The sequence below is a fragment of the Xanthomonas vasicola pv. musacearum NCPPB 4379 genome, assembly GCF_000277895.2.
In the GTDB taxonomy this organism is placed as follows: Bacteria; Pseudomonadota; Gammaproteobacteria; order Xanthomonadales; family Xanthomonadaceae; genus Xanthomonas; species Xanthomonas vasicola.
The window spans coordinates 3,269,656-3,288,464 of the sequence record NZ_CP034655.1 but is presented as its reverse complement, the minus strand read 5'-3'; the positions used below and the strand labels follow the sequence as shown (position 1 = coordinate 3,288,464).

Genomic DNA, 18,809 nt, shown 5'->3' with positions numbered 1-18,809 from the left:
GCGCTGAGGTGCGACTAGCGAGGCGATGAAGAGGGAGGTCGCCACGCTCGCATCACGTGGTGAACCCGAATCTTCAACTCCCTTGCACGCCGCCGTTCCAGATGAGGCGTTATGGTGCGCGGCGCATTACGCAGGCGACTTGGTTCGATATGGAACAGAAACAACACGAGTGGATGCAAGCCGTGACCGAGGCGCTCAGCGATCTGCTGGCCGCGCGCGTGGCACAGGCCACGCTGCTGGAGGCGATGATGGTTTCGCATCCGGATCCGGTGATGCTCAGAAAGGCGTGGGATGAACTGTCATCCCAGCGCATCGCCTATGTGGCGCAGAAGAAGGCGTTGGCCGACGACCCGCGCCCGATGGATGCCCATACGTTGGAGCAATTCCGTGCATGGGAAGAAAAGCTCAACCGCTATTTTCCGCGTGATCCCGCTGCGGGAAATAACCAGACGTAAGGCTGCCCATCACGCTAGCGGCGGGAGTTGTTGGTCTGCATGAAGACATGTAGACCATGTCCTAGCTGCAGCTGAAGCGCTGCCCGCGATCGTCCAGTGGGAATGACCTGCTGGGCGATACGGGTTTTGCCAAACATGCCGACGGATGGCCTTCGACTGACGTTTGCCATCTCTGCGCTACCACGGCCAATAACGGCCCCGGCAGTGTCGTCGTGCATATCGCATCGCGCAGCGACCATTGCTTATCAAACCACCGCCGCACGCAATTTCGTGACGCCTGCGTGCAAGCGCAGTGTGGCCGAGGTCAGTCCGGGCGGGGTCGCCTGCAGCACGATATCGCCGCTGTTGCGCGTGGTCTGCAATAGCGCCGCACACAGGCCGTTGAATGCCTTGCGCTGCGGTGCCTTGTCATCTTCGTGGCTGCTGGGGTCGCCATTGCCGACGCCAATCAGCCGGGCAGGGCCGCGCAGCGCGAACTGCACATGGTTGTCTGCGGTTGGCACCAGACGGCCTTGTGCGTCGACGATTTCCACCTTCACCACGGCCACATCTTCGGCGTCCGCGTGCAGATTGCTGCGATCGCAGTTCAGGCGGATCGCCGCTGGCTTGCCGACGGTTTCACGGCGTTCGGTGAGCACCGTCTTGCCGCCCCGATGGCCGCGCGCTTCGATCACGCCGGGCGCATAGACCACGCGCCATTCGACATGCCCGTAGGCCGGTACCTGCTGCAGGCCCTGGCTGACGCCGTTGACCAGCAGCTCCACCGCTTCGAGATTGCTGTGGCACCAGACTTCGATCCGGCCATGGTCGTCGGGCTGCAGCAGGCCGTCCCAGTTCCAGTGCGGAAACAGATGCAGCACCGGTTCGCTGGTCCATTGCGCGCGGTAGTACCAGTAGTTGTCCTTCGGGAAGCCGCAGCTATCGAGCACGCCGAATTGCGAGGCCACATTCGGCCAGCGGTTGTAGGGCGTGGGTTCGCCGCGGTAGTCGAAGCCGGTCCAGATGAAGCCGCCGGCGATATACGGGCGCTGCGCGACATAGCTCCACCAGGCTTCGGCGGTGCTGGCCCACCAGGGGTGGTCCAGGTCGTAGGCGCGGGTGTAGCCGCGTTTGTCATCGCGTTGATAGTTGCCGCGCACCGATACGGTGCTGCCGGTTTCGCTGCCGTAGATCGGGATGTTGGGGTACTGCGCGTGGAAGCCGTCCATCTGGCTGGTGCGGTAGTTGAAGCCGACCACATCCACCACTTGGCCCACGCCATCGCCGAAGCCCTTGTCCATCGCGAAGGTGGTGGGGCGGGTGGGGTCGAGTTGGCGCACGCGTTGCTGCATGCGGGCAACGATGCGCGCGCCGCGTTCGGTGACCTGCTGCGGCTCTTCGTTGCCGAGCGACCACAGGATGACGCTGGGATGATTGCGGCCGCGCCGCACCATGGTTTCCAGTTCGCCCATCGCTTCTAGGTCGGTGGACATGCGGCGGGTTTCTTCGATCACGAACATGCCGATGCGGTCGCACAGCGCGAGCAATTCCGGCGTGGCCGGGTTGTGCGAGCTGCGGTAGGCGTTGCAGCCCATCGACTTGAGCTGGCGTAGTCGCCATTCGTGCAATGCATCTGGAATGGCGGTGCCGACCCCTGCATGATCCTGGTGATTGTTGGTGCCGTGTAGCTTGAGCGGTGTGCCATTCAACAAGAAACCGCGTTGCGCATCGAAGGCGATGCTGCGCACGCCGAACGGCGTGACCAGCGCATCGACCGCCGCGCCGTCGCTGTGCACGCTGGTGGTCAGGCTGTAGAGCTGCGGGGTGTCGATCGACCACAGCGCGGCCTGCCCGAGCGGCAGGGCCTGTTCGACTATCTGCACCTGGCCAGGCGCGACTGTGACGGCTGCGCTGGCCGCCTGCGCCACGGTGCGTCCATCCGGTGCGGTGATGCGCGCCTGCACCATGCACTGGCGTGGCGCGGTGCCGTCGTTGCGCACTTCGGTGGAAAGCTGTGCAGTGGCATTGCCATCCTGCACGCTGCTGCGCACGAATACGCCATCTTGCGGGAGATGCAGCGGGTTGGTCTTCTGCAGCCACAGATGCCGATAGATGCCGGCGCCTTCATAAAACCAGCCTTCGCCCAGCGTGGCATCCACGCGGATGGCGATGATGTTGGGCTTGCCGTAGTCGAGCACTTCGCTGAGGTCGACTTCGAAGCCGCAATAGCCGCTCGCGTTACGGCCGACGATGTGGCCGTTGCAGAACACAATGCACTCGCGGAACACGCCATCGAACACCAGGCTGATGCGCTTGCCCAGATCGCTTGCCGGAATCTGCAAGGTGCGCCGATACCAGCCCACGCTGTTCTCCGGGAAACTTGTGCCCAACGGCCTGTAACCGTGTGCAGCGGCCGGGTCTTCCTCGGCCATGGAGGCCGAGATTGGCTCCTGCCGAAACGGCAGGCTGACAGCCCAGTCGTGCGGCAAGTCCACCTGCTGCCAGGCACTGTCGTCGAACCCCGGTTGCGCGGCGGTTGCGGTGTCCTTGCCTGCCTTGGCGAAGGTACGCTGGAAGGTGCCGAATTCGAAATCGCGCGCTGCATCGCTGGCATGGCCCAGGTGGAAGCGCCACCCGAAATCGAACAGCAGTCGCTCACGCGGTGCCAGCGCTGCATCGCCTAATGCTGTGGTCGTTGCGCTGTTTTTCGCCGCAGAAGGTGCGGCAGCTGCGCCCGCCGAGACCAATGCGCCGGCTGCGCCTGCCGGTAATGCGGCGCTCACCCCACTGGCGAGCATGCCGCGCAGCAATTCGCGCCGATTGATGCCGCTCATGGCTGCGTCCTTTTGCCGGTCTCTGCCGAACTGTCTGGTGTGCTCGTGCCGCGCTTGCTTGCGTCAGGTTTGCTCGATGCAGGCACACCGGTATACGGGTGGCGCATGAAGTCGATTGCCGGCAACACCTCGTTGCCGTGCTTGAAGTCGAAGAAGCTGGCGTTTTCCCACGACGAGCCAGTGCCCCAGCGCGTCTTGCAACTGCTGCTGGTCCATGCCGGCTCCCAATACACGACCCCGGCACCGCCTGTATCGATCACCAGTTGAGTAAGGTCCACCATGTAGCGCGCCTGGCCTTGCGGCGTGGCCGGGTAGCCGGGAATCAGCGAGTCTTCGCCGAGCAGATTGTGCGAGGTATCGCCGGAGTCCAGCGTCCACGGATACGCGGTTTCCACCACCACCACATCGGCAGCGTAGCGGGCGCGCAGGCGTTTGATGGTCGTGCCCAGCTCGGCCATCGATTGCGTGGACCATTTGCGGTAGTAGCTGATGCCGATCAGATCGAAATCGGTGACGCCGGCCTTGGTGGCATCAGCAAACCACGGCTCCACATTTTCCGGCTGGGCGATATGCAACATCACCCGCGGCTTGATCGCCGAACGTGCGCTGATATCGCGCACCGCCTTGATGCCGGCGTTGAATAGCTTGGCGTTGCGCTGCCAGTTGATGGGGCGCTTTTTGTCCCAGGGCGTGCTGTCCATCAGGTCGGAATTACTTTCGTTCCCAACTTGCACCAGCTCGGGCATCAAGCCGGCGCGGTCGAGTGCGCTCAGCGTGTCGTAGGTGAAGCCATACAGCGTGCGTGCCAACTCGTCGGTGTCGGTGATGCTGGCCCAGGTCTTGGGAATCAGTTGTTTTTCGCCATCGGCCCAATCGTCGGAGTAGTGCAGATCCAGCAGCACCTGCATGCCGTGCGCGCGTGCACGTGCAATGGTTTTTTTGACATCGGACAGATCGCTGTACTTGGTCCAGCGCGCATCGTTCCACAAGCGCACGCGTACCAGATTGGCGCCGTGTGCGTGGAAGAGTTCGAACGGATCGGTGACCACGCCGTTCTCGCGGTATTGCACGCCGCATTCCTCCATCTCGTTGACGTAGGACAGGTCCGCGCCGAGATACAACGTAGCGGGGGCCGGGGCGGCGTGTGCGCAGGTGGAAATGGTCAACGCCAGTAGCGCGGGCGTCCAGAGACGGCGTGGTGAGCGCATGCAATTCCTCGACAGAGACTAACGTGGAGCGGGTGACAGCATGCCGCACACGGCCGTGCTGCTGCGCGGCCGCTGCGCAAAATCCAATCGTGGGTTGCAGATTGAATTGCACACAGCGGCTGCGGTGTTATGCGGGTATGCAAAGACCAGATCGGCTGCGCAGAAGCATGGGCAGCCGATCGAGCAATGCTCAGAATTTGTAAGTGGCTTCCAGCTGGTAACGACGACCGAACACCTGGTAGCCGCCATCGTCCTGATTGGCCAGACGGTTGGGCTTGTTGTCGGTGTAGGCGCGCAGCGGCTCGTTGGTGAGATTGCTGGCCTGGAAGCGGAAGCCGAGCTGCTTGCTGTACTGCCAGTTCAAGCTCAGATCCACCGTGCCTTCGCTCTGCAGGCGCGCCAACCGTGCAGCATTCCAGCCGTACACCACCGTGTAGGGGCTGTGGTACTTGTAGCCCACGCGCGCTTCGAAGGTGCCGGTGCTGTACCACAGGTCGAATGTGCCGGTCTTGCGTGCCAGCCCGCTCAACGGCAGCGGGTTGTCTTCCGGCGAGAATTCCTTGAGGTTGGAATCCACCAGCGAATAGTTCGAGTAGACGCCGAAGTTTTCCATGTGCGGGATAAAGTAGAACGGTGTCTGGAAGGTGAGTTCAACGCCATTGATGTAACCGCCACCGCCATTGAACGGCGCGCTGACCAGGTAATCCAGGCCGTTGATCACTTCGCGGTCGGTGCGGTAGCCGATGCTCGAATCCACTTCCTTGCGATACACGGCCAGGGCGGCGAGCGCTTCGGTGTGGAAGTACCACTCGTAGGAGACATCGACCTGCGTGGCCTTGAACGGATCCAGCTGCGGGTTGCCACCGCTGCCGGTGAGCTGGCCGACGGTGACGCTGGGGTCGTCCAGACGGCGGCCAGTGCGTAGTTCGTCCAGCGGCGGACGCGCAATGACCTTGGCCACCGCAAAGCGCAAGATGCGTTGGTCGTCGATCAGGAAATTCAGCGTGGCGCTGGGCAGCGCATCGGTGTATTCCTTGCTACCGGTGCTGGGCTGGATGGTGCTGCCAACCGAATCAAATCCATCACTGGTGGTCTTGGTGTTGACCAGGCGCACGCCGACATTACCGGTGACATCGGTGCCGAACAGCTGCGAGCTGAAGACCGCTTTGGCGAAGGCTTCGCGCACGTCTTCCTTGACGTTCCAATGGTCAAGCAGTTGTTCGTCGAGCGTGCTCGGATCGAAACCGCCGAAGCCGATGCGCGCGATCTCGGCCATGTTGCCGCCGGTCAGCGTGGACACGTTCAAGTCCGGCATGGTCACCGGGTAGATCAGGTCTTGGTACGCCGAGATCGGCTGATCGTAGCCGGACTGGTTGCTGAGGAAGCGACGGTTCTCTTTTTCGCGCCGTGCAACGCGTGCGCCAAATTCCAGCGACGTGAACGGGCCGGCATCCACTGCACGGCTGGCATTGAGGGCCAGTGCGGCGATCTTGTCGCGCAGTGCCTGCGGCTCGGTCTGCCCGGCAATGCCATATTCGGGCGTGTCCGAGCTGGTGCTGATGGTGGGTGTGACGCTGCGGCGGAAATCGAACGACACCGTGTCCGGGTTGCTGCCGAAACGCACCGCCTGCCAGGTGTTGTCGCGCTTGGCCTGCGAGAACGACAGGTCGCTGCCCAGGGTCCACACATCGCCGCTCCACTTGGCGTTCAAACCGCCGGCGGTGAGTGACTTGACCTCGTTGTAGTGGCTGACCACATGGTCGACCTGCAGGTTCGAATTGGCCAGCGTGCCGGCCACCACATCGCCATCGACGATGGTGTAGGACGAGCCCGGCGTGGTGTATGGATTGGTGTTGCCGGAGAAGGTGCTGAACGCCAGCCCGTTGAACCAGTTCTGCAACTGGTCTTCGTCGATTTCGATGCGCGAATACAGGCCGTCGAACTTCAATTCGAAATTGCCCGAGCGCCATTGCACGGTGCCCATTGCGCCGCTGCGGGTCTGGTCGATCAGCTTGAGCTGGTCGGCGGCGCCCCACGGGGTCGGGTCCACGGTGCCGTCGCCATCCACATCGCGCGATGTGGTGGCATCGGTATAGCCCCAGCTGCCGATCGAGGAGCTGGCGTTCTTCTGCTTCTGATAGGTGGCGCCCAGCGCGACCGCCAGGTTGTCGTTGATTTTGTGCACCCAACTGGCGCCGAAGCGGCTGCCCCACGGCGAGTAGCCGTCCACATCCTTGGCGTGGTCGTAGAACACCGGGCCGGCGGTGCCGACGAATCCCGGCCCGGTGTAGTCGAGCGGGCTGATGGTGGAGATGTCCACGGTGGCGGCAAGACCGCCGGCGACCAGATCGGCCGACTGCGTCTTATAGACCTTGACGGTGGAGACGATCTCGGTGGGAAACACTTCCCAGCGCACCGCACGATTGGGTTCGGAGGAGGCGATTTCCCGCCCGTTGACGGTGCCCATGGTCATGCGCGGGCCCAGGCCGCGCACGGTGGCCAGGCTCTCGTTGCCGCGGTCGCGGGTGCCGTTGACGCCGGGCAGGCGCACGAGTGCCTCGGCCACGGTGACATTGGGCATCTGACCCATGTTGTCTGCAGAGATCACTTCCATGACGTGATCGGACATCTGCTTGGCCTGCACCGCCTGATTCAGGCTGGCGCGCTGGCCGATCACGGTGATGTTGTCGAGCGTCACCGGCGCCTGCCCATTGCTGGCGGCGGTGTTGGTGTCGCTGGCCGGCGGCGTGGCGGGCGCGGTGTCCTGCGCGTGCGCGCTGAACGCGGCAGCCAGCACGCAGGCAATGGTGGTGCAGAGGATGTCGCGGACAGGCGTGCGGCGCAGGCGCCGGCTGGCCGGACGGCCGGTATGGTGAACAGGCATCGGTTGATCCCTCCCAGGACAAAGTGACCGAATAAGGTGGTGGCTGCTGATGCGGCCAGCCGCATGGGGCGGGTCTGGCGCGTCCACGCGGGCGTAGCGAGTGGTGCAGTGCTGCGTGATGGGCGTTGTGCGGTCGTTTGCGTGGCGCGGCAAGCGCGATGCGTCGCGCTGGCGTCCCCTGTCTTGCATGTGTCCGCTTCAGGGTAGAAGCGCAAGTCATTCCATTCCAATGAAGCATTTTGCGGCAGCTATCTCGGCTTGGAATGCTGCGCTGCGGTAATGGTGTTCGCTTGCTCGAAGGAAGTCGGTGTAGCAATTGCGATTCCAACTCTCCATTCCCACTGTCCAGCACGACGCTAACGCGCCCTTGCCGGCAAACGCGGCAGCGCAGGAAACGCGCGCTGCACGCAGTCGCTGCGCTCGCAGGTCAGGCAGCCCGGGCCAATCGGTACCGCATCGTCTACTGCGTTTAAATCCCAGCCGCGTGCATAGACGAGTTGATCGGCGTGGCGCAGGTCGCAGCCCATCGCCAGGGCAAACGTCTTGCGCGGCCGGCCATAGCCGGGTGGGCCGCTGCTGACCTGGCGGGCCAGCCAGAAATAGCGCCGGCCATCGGGCATGCGCGCGATCTGGGTGAGGATGCGGTCGGGCTGGTTGAAGGCTTCGTACACGATCCATAGCGGGCAGGCGCCACCGACATGCGAGAAGTGGAAGTCAGTGGCCGAGTGACGCTTGGAGACGTTACCGGCGCGGTCTACCCGCATGAAAAAGATCGGCAAACCGGCTGCCCCACGCCGCTGCAAGGTGCTGAGCCGGTGGCACACTGCTTCGAAGCCTACGTCGAAGCGGTGGGCCAACCATTCGATGTCGTAGCGCGAGGTTTGTGCGCTGTGCAGGAACGCCCTGTACGGCATCACCAGCGCGCCGGCGAAATAGTTCGACAGGCCAATCCGCGAGAGCGCGATGCGTTCGGCGTCTTCGAAACCGGCATCGGCAATGCGCGCGTCCAGCAGGGGCGCGCATTCCAGCAATGCCAGTTGCGCGGCCATCTGGAACGCCTGCTGGCCCGGTCGTAGGTGGCCCGGTAGCCACAGCACGCGTGCCTGCGCATCCATGCTGCGTTTGTCGCTGTGCAGGTCGGCGGCGTCCTGCACCAGCAGACCATGACGATCGGCGAGCCGTTGGCGCAGCCGCAGCTGCAGATTTTCCGGGGTCAATCTAAGTTCGGCGTAGAGCGCTTCGGCGCGCTCGTCTAGTTCGGGCAGATAGTTGTGCGCGCGGTTGAAGTAGTCGCGCACCTGCTCGCCAGGCGACAGCGATGGCATCGCCGCGTGCTCGACGCCGATCTGCAATTCCAGCGCGGCGTTGCGTTCGAGCAGATGCTGATGCGCGCGATGCAGGTCCAGCAGCGCCTGCGCTACTTGCGGCAGGTTGCCGGTGAGCGTGCGTAGTTCGGCGGGTAGCAGAGGGTGGCCCAGGCTGCGCAACGATTCGTCCAGCGGCTCGACCAATGCGGCCGGGTCGTCCAGGTCCAGTAGGCCGTCCAGGTCGCCCAGCGTGGCTTTGAGTCGCTGCTGGATCGCCAGCGTGAGCGGGCGCTGGTTGCGTTCGATCTGGTTGAGATAGCTCGGCGACAGGCCAAGCCGGCGCGCCAACTCGGCCTGGGTTAAACCATGGCGTTGGCGTAGCCGCTGCAGGCGCAGGCCGAGCTGGTGGCGGAGTTGGGAGTGGGCGTGAGGCATTCGCAAGATTCGCAAAATTGTGTCGCGAGCTTAGCGCGATTAAGCAGTCGCAAGCTGGGAATGCCAGGTAGCGATGCGAACAATGCGAATCGATGGCCGGCAACGGCCCGGAGCCCTTCTTAACTAGCGAGCCCTGCAGTGAGCGAATCCGTCCCCCGCGTGTCCTTGTTGATCGATGGCGAGTTGGTGGTGTCCGCCAGTACGCACTGGCAGGACGTGGTCAACCCGGCCGATCAATCGGTGCTTGCCCAGGTGCCCTTCGCCACCACCGCCGAAGTGGACGCCGCAGTGGCCGCTGCCAGCCGCGCCTTCGTCAGCTGGCGGAAGACGCCGATTGGCACGCGCGCACGTATCTTCCTCAAGTACCAGCAGCTCATCCGCGAACACATGCCTGAACTGGCTGCGCTGCTCAGCGCCGAGCAGGGCAAGACCCTGGCCGATGCCGAAGGCGATGTGTTCCGTGGTCTGGAAGTGGTGGAGCACGCTGCGGCAATCGGCAATCTGCAGCTGGGCGAACTGGCCAACAACGTCGCCAACGGCGTGGACACCTACAGCTTGCTACAGCCGCTGGGCGTGTGCGCTGGCATTACCCCGTTCAACTTCCCGGCGATGATTCCGCTGTGGATGTTCCCGATGGCGATCGCCACCGGCAACACCTTCGTGCTCAAGCCCTCCGAGCAAGATCCGATGGTGACCATGCGCTTGGTGGAGCTTGCGTTGGAAGCCGGCATTCCCAAGGGCGTGCTCAACGTCGTGCACGGCGGCGAAGAGGTGGTCAATGCGCTATGCGATCACCGCGACATCAAGGCGCTGTCGTTCGTCGGCTCCACCAAGGTGGGCACGCACGTGTATCAACGCGCCTCGCTGGCCGGCAAGCGCGTGCAATGCATGATGGGTGCCAAGAACCACGCCGTGGTGCTGCCGGATGCCAACCGCGAGCAGACTCTCAATGCGATGGTTGGCGCTGCATTCGGTGCCGCCGGGCAGCGCTGCATGGCCGCCTCCACGCTGGTGCTGGTGGGTGAAGCACGCACGTGGATTCCGGAGTTGGTAGCCAAGGCCAAGAGCCTGAAAATCGGCGCCGGCAATGCGCCGGGCACCGAAGTTGGCCCGCTGATTTCCTGCGCCGCACGCGAGCGTGTGGAAGGCTTGATCGCCTCCGGCGTGGAGCAGGGCGCCACCCTGGAACTGGATGGCCGCGCGCCGCAGGTGCCGGGGTTCGAGCAAGGCAACTTTGTTGGGCCGACCATCTTTTCCGGCGTCAAACCCGGCATGCGCATCTACGACGAAGAAATCTTTGGGCCGGTGCTGGTGATTCTGGAAGCCGCCACGCTGGACGAGGCCATTGCCTTGGTCAATGCCAATCCCAATGGCAACGGCACGGCGTTGTTCACCCAATCCGGCGCGGCTGCGCGGCGTTTCCAGGAGGACATCGATGTGGGTCAGGTGGGCATCAACGTGCCGATTCCGGTGCCGGTGCCGCTGTTTTCCTTCACCGGTTCGCGTGCCTCCAAGCTCGGCGACCTGGGCCCGTACGGCAAGCAGGTGGTGATGTTCTACACCCAGACCAAGACCGTGACCGCGCGCTGGTTCGATGACGAGACGCTGTGCCATGGCGTCAACACCACCATCTCTCTCAAGTGACCCGATTGCCATGAACGCAGCCATCCAGCTATATCCCAACGCGGCCGATTTGAACGACGAGCAGGAAGCCTTCCGCGCCGTCGCCCGCGATTTCGCCGACAAGGAGCTTGCCCCGCACGCAGCACAGTGGGACGCAGAAGGTCACTTCCCGCGCGAAGCCATTGCCAAGGCGGCCGAACTCGGTTTTTGCGGGCTGTACACCGATGAAGGCGTGGGCGGCCTGGGCATGCGCCGGCTCGATGCGGCGGTGGTGTTCGAAGAACTTGCCACAGTGGACCCGTCCACCTCGGCCTTCATCAGCATCCACAACATGGCCACCTGGTTTATCGCCAGCTACGGCACCGATGCGGTGCGTGCGCATTGGGGCGAGGCGATGACCAGCGGCGCCAAACTGGGCTCGTACTGTCTGACCGAACCGGGCAGCGGCTCGGATGCGGCATCGCTGAAATCCCGTGCGCAGCGCGATGGCGACAGCTATGTACTCAATGGCAGCAAAGCCTTTATCTCCGGCGCTGGCGCGACCGATGTGCTGGTGGTGATGGCACGCACCGGCGAAGACGGCGCACGTGGCATCAGCGCCTTTGTGGTGCCGGCCGATGCGCCTGGCATCACTTATGGCCGCAAGGAAGAAAAGATGGGCTGGAACAGCCAGCCCACGCGCGGTGTCACCTTCGAAAACGTGCGTATTCCGGCCGAGAATCTGCTTGGCAAGGAATGCGAAGGCTTCAAGATGGCGATGAAGGCGCTGGATGGCGGCCGCATCAACATTGCCGCATGTTCCTTGGGCGCCGCGCAAGGCGCACTGGATGCCGCGCGTCGCTACATGGGCGAGCGCCGCCAGTTCGGCAAGAAACTGGCCGATTTCCAGGCGTTGCAATTCAAGTTGGCCGACATGGCCACGCAGTTGGTGGCCGCCCGGCAGATGGTGCACACCGCTGCACGCAAGCTCGATGCCGGCAGCCACGATGCCACCGTGTGGTGTGCGATGGCCAAGCGCTTCGCCACCGATGCCGGCTTTGCGATCTGCGACGATGCCTTGCAGATCCACGGCGGCTACGGCTACATCCGCGAGTATCCGATCGAGCGTTTGCTGCGCGACAGCCGCGTGCACCGCATCCTGGAGGGCACCAATGAGGTAATGCGCATGATCGTGGCGCGTCATCTGCTCAATGGCGAGGAGGAACTGCGATGAGCGATTGGGAACAGGGCGTCCATCCCGGTCTTCAGGTCGAGCGCGATGGTCACCTGGCCATCGTGACCTTGAGCAACCCACCGGCCAACACCTGGACCGTGCACAGCCTGGCAGCCTTGCGCGATCTGGTGCGCGCACTGGATGCAGACCGCAGCATCTACGCGCTGGTGATCACTGGCGAAGGCGAGAAGTTCTTCAGCGCCGGCGCCGATCTCAAACAGTTTGCCGATGGTGACAAGGCCAATGCACGCGAGGCGGCGCGCCGGTTTGGTGAAGCATTCGAAGCCTTGAGTGCGTTCCGTGGCGTGGCGATCGCTGCGATCAACGGCTATGCGATGGGCGGCGGGCTGGAGTGCGCACTGGCCTGCGATCTGCGCATCGCCGAGCAGCAAGCACATCTCGCCTTGCCCGAAGCCAGCGTTGGTCTGCTGCCATGCGCAGGCGGTACCCAGAACCTGCCGCGCTTGGTCGGCGAAGGCTGGGCCAAGCGCATGATCCTGCTCGGTGAGCGTGTTGATGCTGCCACGGCGCAGCGCATCGGTTTGGTGGAAGAGGTGGTTGGGAAGGGCGAGTCGCGCGCGTTGGCGATTGCCTGGGCGCAGCGTGCCGGCAAGCAGAGCCCGGTCAGTGTGGCGGCGTGCAAGCAGTTGGTGCAGTCCACGCGCCATGGCACGCACGCGGCCGCGCTGATTGCCGAGCGCGAGGCATTCGTCGATCTGTTCGAACACGCCGATCAGGCCGAAGGCGTGGCCGCATTTCTGGACAAGCGCGCGCCGCAGTGGAGTAACCACTGATGGCGGAGGTCAGCGCAACCGACGACGCACCTGTGCTGTTTGAGCAGCGCACCTGTGCCGATGGACATCGCATCGGTATCGCTACCTTGAATGCGCCCAAGACGCTCAATGGTTTGTCATTACAGATGACGCGGCTGCTGGATACGCAGTTGCGCGCCTGGGCCGACGATGCGCAGATCGCGTGTGTGGTGTTGCGTGGCGCCGGTGAAAAAGCGTTCTGTGCCGGCGGCGATCTGCATGGCCTGTACCAGAGCATGCGTGCGCATCGCGATGCAGTGCCCGACAGTGCAGCGCGACGCGCAGCGCCGCAGGCCAACGCGCATGCCGCTGCGTTCTTCGAAGAGGAATACCGGCTCGACCACCGCATCCACACCTACCCGAAGCCGCTGCTGTGCTGGGGCCACGGCATCGTAATGGGCGGTGGCATTGGCCTGATGGCCGGTGCCAGCCATCGCGTGGTCACCGAACGCTCGCGCCTGGCCATGCCGGAAATCAGCGTCGGCTTGTTTCCCGATGTGGGCGGTAGCTGGTTGCTGCGCCGTGTTCCGCAGGGCGCCGGCCTGTTTCTCGCACTCACCGGCGCTCCGCTGGATGCCAGCGATGCGATTTATGCAGGGCTCGCCGACGTGCGCCTGGAGCATGCGCAATACGCAGCGGTGCTGGATGCGCTGAGTGCGCACGCCTGGACAGGCAATGCCGACGACGACCGCAAGCAACTCAGTGCATTCCTGCATGGCATCGCGCAACCGACCGAGCCGGGCCCGCTTCAGCTCCATGCACAGCTGATCGAACAGTTGGTGGCCGGCGAATCGCTTGAACACGTCGTGGCTGCAATCCTGGCGCTGCAAAGCGGAGACAGCTGGCTGCAGGCTGCACGTGCCACGTTGGCGGCAGGCGCTCCGGGTTCGGCGCGCCTGGCCTGGGAGCTGCATCGTCATCCGGGTACCACGACGCTGGCCGACACCTTCCGTACCGAATACATGGTCGCATTGCACGTGGCGGCACATGGCGATTTTGCCGAAGGCATCCGCGCGCTGTTGATCGACAAGGATCGTCAACCGCACTGGCAGCCAGTATCGCTGGAAGCAGCCGATGCGCAGTGGGCTGCCGACTTCTTCGTTGCGCCCTGGTCGGCTGCACAGCATCCGCTTGCCGATTTGGGAGCGGCGACCTAGGTCTGCACCGAGTGGCTGGCAACTCGCGAAGCGTGTTTGCTTACGCCGGATTGCATCGCGATTGCCGCCTCTCGGCGTGTGTCATCGCAGCTGAAAACTAGTAGTTGCTCGGTGCGTATCAGTCATCCGCGATGACATCGGCAATGTAGTGAAGATCATCCTAATTTGGAAACCGACACCATGAGCAAGATCGCTTTTATTGGCCTGGGCAATATGGGCGGGCCAATGGCCGCCAATCTGATCAAGGCCGGGCATCAGCTGCGGGTGTTCGATCTCGCACCGGCTGCCCTGGACGCTGCAGCAGCGTCCGGCGCGCATGCAGCCAGCTCTGCACAGGACACGCTGGCCGATGCCGAGATCGTGATCTCGATGCTGCCTGCGAGCCGCCACGTTGAAGGCCTGTATCTGGGCGACTCCGGCATCCTGGCGCAGATTCCGCCCGGCGCGCTGGTCATCGACTGCAGCACCATCGCACCAGTCTCAGCACGCAAGGTGGCTGATGCGGCTAAGGCGCGTGGCCTGACAATGTTGGACGCCCCGGTCTCCGGTGGCACCGCCGGTGCCGCAGCCGGCACGCCCGGTGCTGCAAGCCATGGGCAAGAACATTTTCCATGTCGGCGATAATGGGGCAGGGCAGGTCGCCAAGCTCTGCAACAACATGGCCTTGGGCGTGATCATGGCGGCCACCGGCGAAGCGTTGGCGCTCGGCGTGGCGCAGGGCCTGGATCCGGCAGTGTTGTCGCAGATGATGGCAGTCAGCACCGGGCGCAGCTGGGCCACCGAAGTGTGCAATCCCTGGCCCGGCGTGCTGCCCAATGCTCCTGCATCGCGCGGCTACAGCGGTGGCTTCGGCAACGACCTGATGCTCAAGGATCTGGGTCTGGTCGCCGAATCGGCCGTGCAAGCCGGCGTCTCGATTCCGTTCGGTGAGCTGGCGCGCAACCTGTATGCAATGAACAGCCAGGCTGGTAATGGGGCGCTGGATTTCTCCAGTGTGGTCAAGCTGGTCGCCAAGGTCTGAAGAGTCCGGCCCGTGCTGCTCATTGATGGGGCGGTGCGGAGCGTGGAGGGGCGCCTGGACCAGGTGTCAATGCGCCTTCAGCGGCAGTGGAGACGACTGCTGTCACAGGTCATCAATGTGTTGTCGGCAAGCGGCGCACGCGACCACCTCGGACTGCATGCGCGAGCGTGCGCCCTGTTCAAAAGGCTCGTCAGCATCTGGGACTTCGAGCGCGTGCGCCGCGTGGTCCTGGGGCACGTCGCCGGTGTTCGAGAGCACGCTGCGACTGCGGACACACACAAAGGTGACACCAAAGCATTCCTGCGTGATCGCCAGTGCTGGTGCCTTCCATCCAGGTCCTGACTGCACCCATCACGCTCTGCATTAGCGCAACCACTGCGCTTTCCCGGCCATCAGCATGGCTCGCGTGATGTGATGTCATCACATGTAGGTGTAATAGTCTCCGTCATCGCTTGCGCCTAAGGTGCGCGCATCGCACGAGACCACGACCTCCATGGGACACGACCACAACCACGCACCCAGCGAAATTCGCCACGAAACACCCTTGTGGTGGGCGCTGGGCCTGACCGCTACCTTCCTGGTGGCAGAGATCATTGGCGCGTTCGTGACCAACAGCCTGGCGCTGTTGTCCGACGCCGCCCATATGGCCACTGACACCGTCGGCCTGATGATCGCGCTGGTCGCAGTGCGCTTGAGCCGTCGCCCGGCCGATGCCCGGCGCACCTATGGCTATGTGCGGCTCGAAGCGCTCGGCGCATTGGCCAATGGCGCGCTGCTGTTCGCAGTGGGCGGCTACATCCTGTGGGAAGCCGCGCAACGCTTTCGCGCCCCGCAGGACATCGCCTACAGCGGCATGCTGCTGATCGCCGGCTTCGGCCTGGTGATCAATCTGATCGCGATGAAGCTGCTGCATGCCGGCAGCGGCGAAAGCCTCAACGTCAAGGGCGCCTACCTGGAGGTCTGGAGCGACATGCTCGGCTCGGTGGCGGTGATCATCGGCGCCTTGCTGATCCACTGGACCGGCTGGCAGTGGATCGACCCGGTACTGGCCGTGCTGATCGGCCTGTGGGTGCTCCCGCGCACCTGGGTGTTGCTGCGCGAGGCGATCAACGTGTTGCTCGAAGGCGTTCCCAAGGGCATCGACCTGGCCCAGGTGCGGCAGGCACTCGCCAGCCATCCCGATGTCGAAGACGTGCACGACCTGCATGTGTGGGCGCTGGCCTCCAGCACGCCTGCGCTTACCGCGCACATCGTCGTCAACGAGGCAACCGACCGCGACGGTGTGCGCGACGCGCTCGGCACCTTGCTGCGCGACCGCTTCGACATCGCCCACGTCACCCTGCAGGTGGAAAGCGGCGACTGCGGCACCGAACCGTGCGGCACGCCAAAGCCCGCTGCAGACGCTGGCCATGACGTGCATCATGGGCACAGTCATGCGCATGGGCACTCCCATCATTAAGGTCTCGTAACAGCAGGTCGGCAGGTCATCGAATTAGCGCGTTTTGATCTGCACAATCAACACGAAGGGTTCGGCTCTAGCGCAACATATCTACATAGATGTCGACTGCGAAGGAATAGGTGCCAACCTCTGCAATCTGCTGTCCTGACGCACAAAAAGAAGGCCGCCAACGGCAGCCTTCTCGCAAATCAAATGCTCTCGATAGATAGCGGCCGGCTTACACCACCGCCTCCCGCAACAACGGCGAGTCCCAGCCCGGGCGCGGTGCGAAACGTTCGCCATAACGTGCGTGCAGCGCCTGCAGACGCTCCAGCAGCGCGTCTGCGCCGACGCTGCGGATGTGTTGGATCGGGCCGCCGCGGAAGGGTGCGAAGCCGGTGCCGAAGATGACGCCGGCATCGAGCAGGTCTGCGTCGGCCACCACGCCGTCGTGCAGGCATGCCACTGTTTCGTTGAGCAGCGGCAGGATCAAACGATCTTCCAGATCCGCAGGCGCGCCATAGCCGCTAGCAACTTCGGGTTTGACCGCGCGCCCGTTCTCCCACTTGTACAGGCCGTGGCCGTCCTTCTTGCCGCGCTTGCCGGCTTCCACCGTGGCCAGCGCTCCCGGAATCGGCAAGTGCAGGAACGGCGCCAACTCCGCACCCACGCCGGCGGCCACGTCCAGGCCAACGGTGTCGATCAATTCGATCGGCCCCATCGGCATGCCGAACTTCACCGCGGTCTTGTCCAGTACCGGGCCGGGAATGCCTTCCGCATATGCGGTGGCCGCTTCGAGTAGGTAGGGGAACAACACCCGATTGACCAGGAAGCCCGGCGTGCCGGCCACCGGCATCGGGAACTTGTCCAATGCCTTGCAGAACGCAGCCAGGCGCGCCACGTTGGCCGGATCCAGGTCATCGTGCTGCACGATTTCCACCAGCGGCATCATCGCCACCGGGTTGAAGTAATGCAGGCCGGCGAACTGCGCCGGGCGCTGGATGTGGCCACGCAACTCGGTCAGCGGAATCGAAGACGTATTGGTGGTCAGCAATGCATCCGGCTTGAACTGCGGCTCGATCGATTGATACAGCTCGCGCTTGGCCTGCGGGTTTTCGATGATCGCCTCGATCACCAGATCCGCCTGCGTCACGCCCGCACCGGCCAGGTCACCGCGCAGACGCGCTGCCACGGCCGGCCGCTTGGCGTCGTCCTTGACGCGCTTGGCGAATAGTTCGCCACCGCGCGTCAGCGCCGTATCGATAAAACGCTGCTCGCGGTCCTGCAACGTGACTTCGAAGCCCTTGTAGGCCGCCCACGCCGCGATATCGCCGCCCATCACACCAGCGCCGATCACATGCACGTGGCGAATCGGCGCCGCTGCCGCACCGGCTGCATCCTTGCCACCCAGCGCTTTCAAGCGCTCGGTCAGGAAGAAGATGCGGATCAGGTTACGTGCGGTCGGTGTGCTGGCGAGTTTGACCACCGCCTTGCGCTCGGCCGCCAGCCGCACCTGGATGCCGCTACCGCCAACTCGCTCCCACACATTGATCAACGCATACGGCGCCGGGTAATGCTCTTTGCGTGCCTTGCGCGCAACTTGTTTGCGCATCTGCGGTGCCAGTATTTTGCGCGCCAGCAAAGTATTGGTGGCCCATGCAGTGGCGCGCTGCTTGAACGGACGCGTAGTACCTGCGAGCGCCAGTGCAGCAGCCACATCGACCAACACGGCGGGGGCAGCGACTTTGTCGACCAGGCCCATCGCGCGCGCTGCCTTGGCCGACACCGTGCGCCCAGTGAGCATCAGGTCCATCGCCGCCGGCGCACCGATCAGCCGCGGCAAGCGGGCGCTGCCGCCCCAGCCAGGGAAGATGCCGAGCTTGGTTTCCGGCAACCCGACGCGGGTACTGCCATCGTCGGAGGCCACGCGGTAGCGGCATGCCAGCGCGATTTCGGTGCCGCCTCCCATGCAGAAGCCGTGGATCGCCGCGACCGTGGGGCAGGGCAGTTCGGCCAGCTTCTGGAACACCTGCTGACCGCGATGGATCGCATCGTTGACGGTGCCCTTGCGGTCGAATTGCTGGAATTCCTTCAGATCTGCGCCGGCGATGAAGCCATTGGCCTTGCCCGAGCGCAGCACCACGCCCTTGGGCGGATCCAGTGCCAGGCGTTCAACCAAGGCGCCCAACTCCAGCAGCACCTCCTGCGAAAATGCGTTGACCGGTGCGCCCTGGCGATCGAGGCTGAGCACGACCACGCCGTCCTCGCGCAGGTCGGTCTGCCAATGGCTGAATCGGAGCCCGTCGAAACCTGGAAGCATGCGTCTGGCCGTCCGGCAATAGAATGAAAGGTCGTTATCATCCAGAGGTTGTTTCCTTCACGTCAAATACCCATACCTGTCGACAGGGCAGATGCGCGCTCCGGCGCGGCGTCGCCAGCGGTG

At 63.9% G+C, this 18,809-nt stretch carries 11 protein-coding genes and 1 pseudogene; 7 read left to right on the top strand and 5 right to left on the bottom strand.

The genetic code is table 11. The features are described from left to right. The first annotated feature begins 101 nt into the window (after nucleotides 1-101). Nucleotides 102-455, top strand: coding sequence for a hypothetical protein (locus KWO_RS15325; protein ID WP_017113029.1), 354 nt, complete (start codon nucleotides 102-104; stop codon nucleotides 453-455). Nucleotides 456-700: 245 nt separating this feature from the next. Here KWO_RS15325 and galA read toward each other — a convergent pair whose 3' ends face one another. The 4 genes from galA to KWO_RS15305 all read right to left on the bottom strand — a co-directional run bounded on the left by galA (nucleotide 701) and on the right by KWO_RS15305 (nucleotide 9,102). After that, a complete protein-coding gene (gene galA / locus KWO_RS15320; RefSeq protein ID WP_017113028.1) occupies nucleotides 701-3,268 on the bottom strand; it encodes a beta-galactosidase GalA in 2,568 nt (855 codons plus the stop codon). Further along, nucleotides 3,265-4,476: a glycoside hydrolase family 53 protein gene (locus KWO_RS15315; protein WP_010380548.1), complete on the bottom strand. Its 1,212-nt coding sequence runs from the start codon at nucleotides 4,474-4,476 to the stop codon at nucleotides 3,265-3,267. The genes galA and KWO_RS15315 overlap by 4 nt, the downstream gene beginning before the upstream one ends. 190 nt (nucleotides 4,477-4,666) lie before the next feature. Beyond that, nucleotides 4,667-7,360: a TonB-dependent receptor gene (locus KWO_RS15310; protein ID WP_017113027.1), complete on the bottom strand. Its 2,694-nt coding sequence runs from the start codon at nucleotides 7,358-7,360 to the stop codon at nucleotides 4,667-4,669. 356 nt (nucleotides 7,361-7,716) lie between these two features. Then, complete coding sequence (locus tag KWO_RS15305) at nucleotides 7,717-9,102, bottom strand: helix-turn-helix domain-containing protein (protein ID WP_017113026.1); 1,386 nt, start codon at nucleotides 9,100-9,102, stop codon at nucleotides 7,717-7,719. 138 nt (nucleotides 9,103-9,240) lie between these two features. Here KWO_RS15305 and KWO_RS15300 point away from each other — a divergent pair, with 138 nt between their 5' ends. The 6 genes and pseudogenes from KWO_RS15300 (at nucleotide 9,241) to KWO_RS15270 (ending at nucleotide 16,387) form a co-directional block, all read left to right on the top strand. Next, nucleotides 9,241-10,746: a CoA-acylating methylmalonate-semialdehyde dehydrogenase gene (locus KWO_RS15300; protein WP_010380540.1), complete on the top strand. Its 1,506-nt coding sequence runs from the start codon at nucleotides 9,241-9,243 to the stop codon at nucleotides 10,744-10,746. A 10-nt stretch (nucleotides 10,747-10,756) separates the two neighbouring features. Further along, complete coding sequence (locus KWO_RS15295) at nucleotides 10,757-11,938, top strand: acyl-CoA dehydrogenase family protein (RefSeq protein ID WP_010380537.1); 1,182 nt, start codon at nucleotides 10,757-10,759, stop codon at nucleotides 11,936-11,938. Continuing rightward, on the top strand, nucleotides 11,935-12,732 hold the full coding sequence (locus KWO_RS15290; RefSeq protein ID WP_010365941.1) for an enoyl-CoA hydratase: 798 nt from the start codon (nucleotides 11,935-11,937) through the stop codon (nucleotides 12,730-12,732). Before KWO_RS15295 ends, KWO_RS15290 begins: the two co-directional genes overlap by 4 nt. Then, the gene (locus KWO_RS15285) at nucleotides 12,732-13,907 is read left to right on the top strand and encodes an enoyl-CoA hydratase/isomerase family protein (protein WP_010380534.1); all 1,176 of its coding nucleotides are present in this window, start codon (nucleotides 12,732-12,734) and stop codon (nucleotides 13,905-13,907) included. Before KWO_RS15290 ends, KWO_RS15285 begins: the two co-directional genes overlap by 1 nt. A 165-nt stretch (nucleotides 13,908-14,072) precedes the next feature. Continuing rightward, nucleotides 14,073-14,928: pseudogene (gene mmsB / locus KWO_RS15280) on the top strand (3-hydroxyisobutyrate dehydrogenase). A 493-nt stretch (nucleotides 14,929-15,421) separates the two neighbouring features. Continuing rightward, a complete protein-coding gene (locus tag KWO_RS15270) occupies nucleotides 15,422-16,387 on the top strand; it encodes a cation diffusion facilitator family transporter (protein ID WP_010380530.1) in 966 nt (321 codons plus the stop codon). A gap of 217 nt (nucleotides 16,388-16,604) precedes the next feature. Here KWO_RS15270 and KWO_RS15265 read toward each other — a convergent pair whose 3' ends face one another. After that, nucleotides 16,605-18,686, bottom strand: coding sequence for a 3-hydroxyacyl-CoA dehydrogenase NAD-binding domain-containing protein (locus KWO_RS15265; RefSeq protein WP_010380529.1), 2,082 nt, complete (start codon nucleotides 18,684-18,686; stop codon nucleotides 16,605-16,607). Nucleotides 18,687-18,809: the final 123 nt, after the last annotated feature.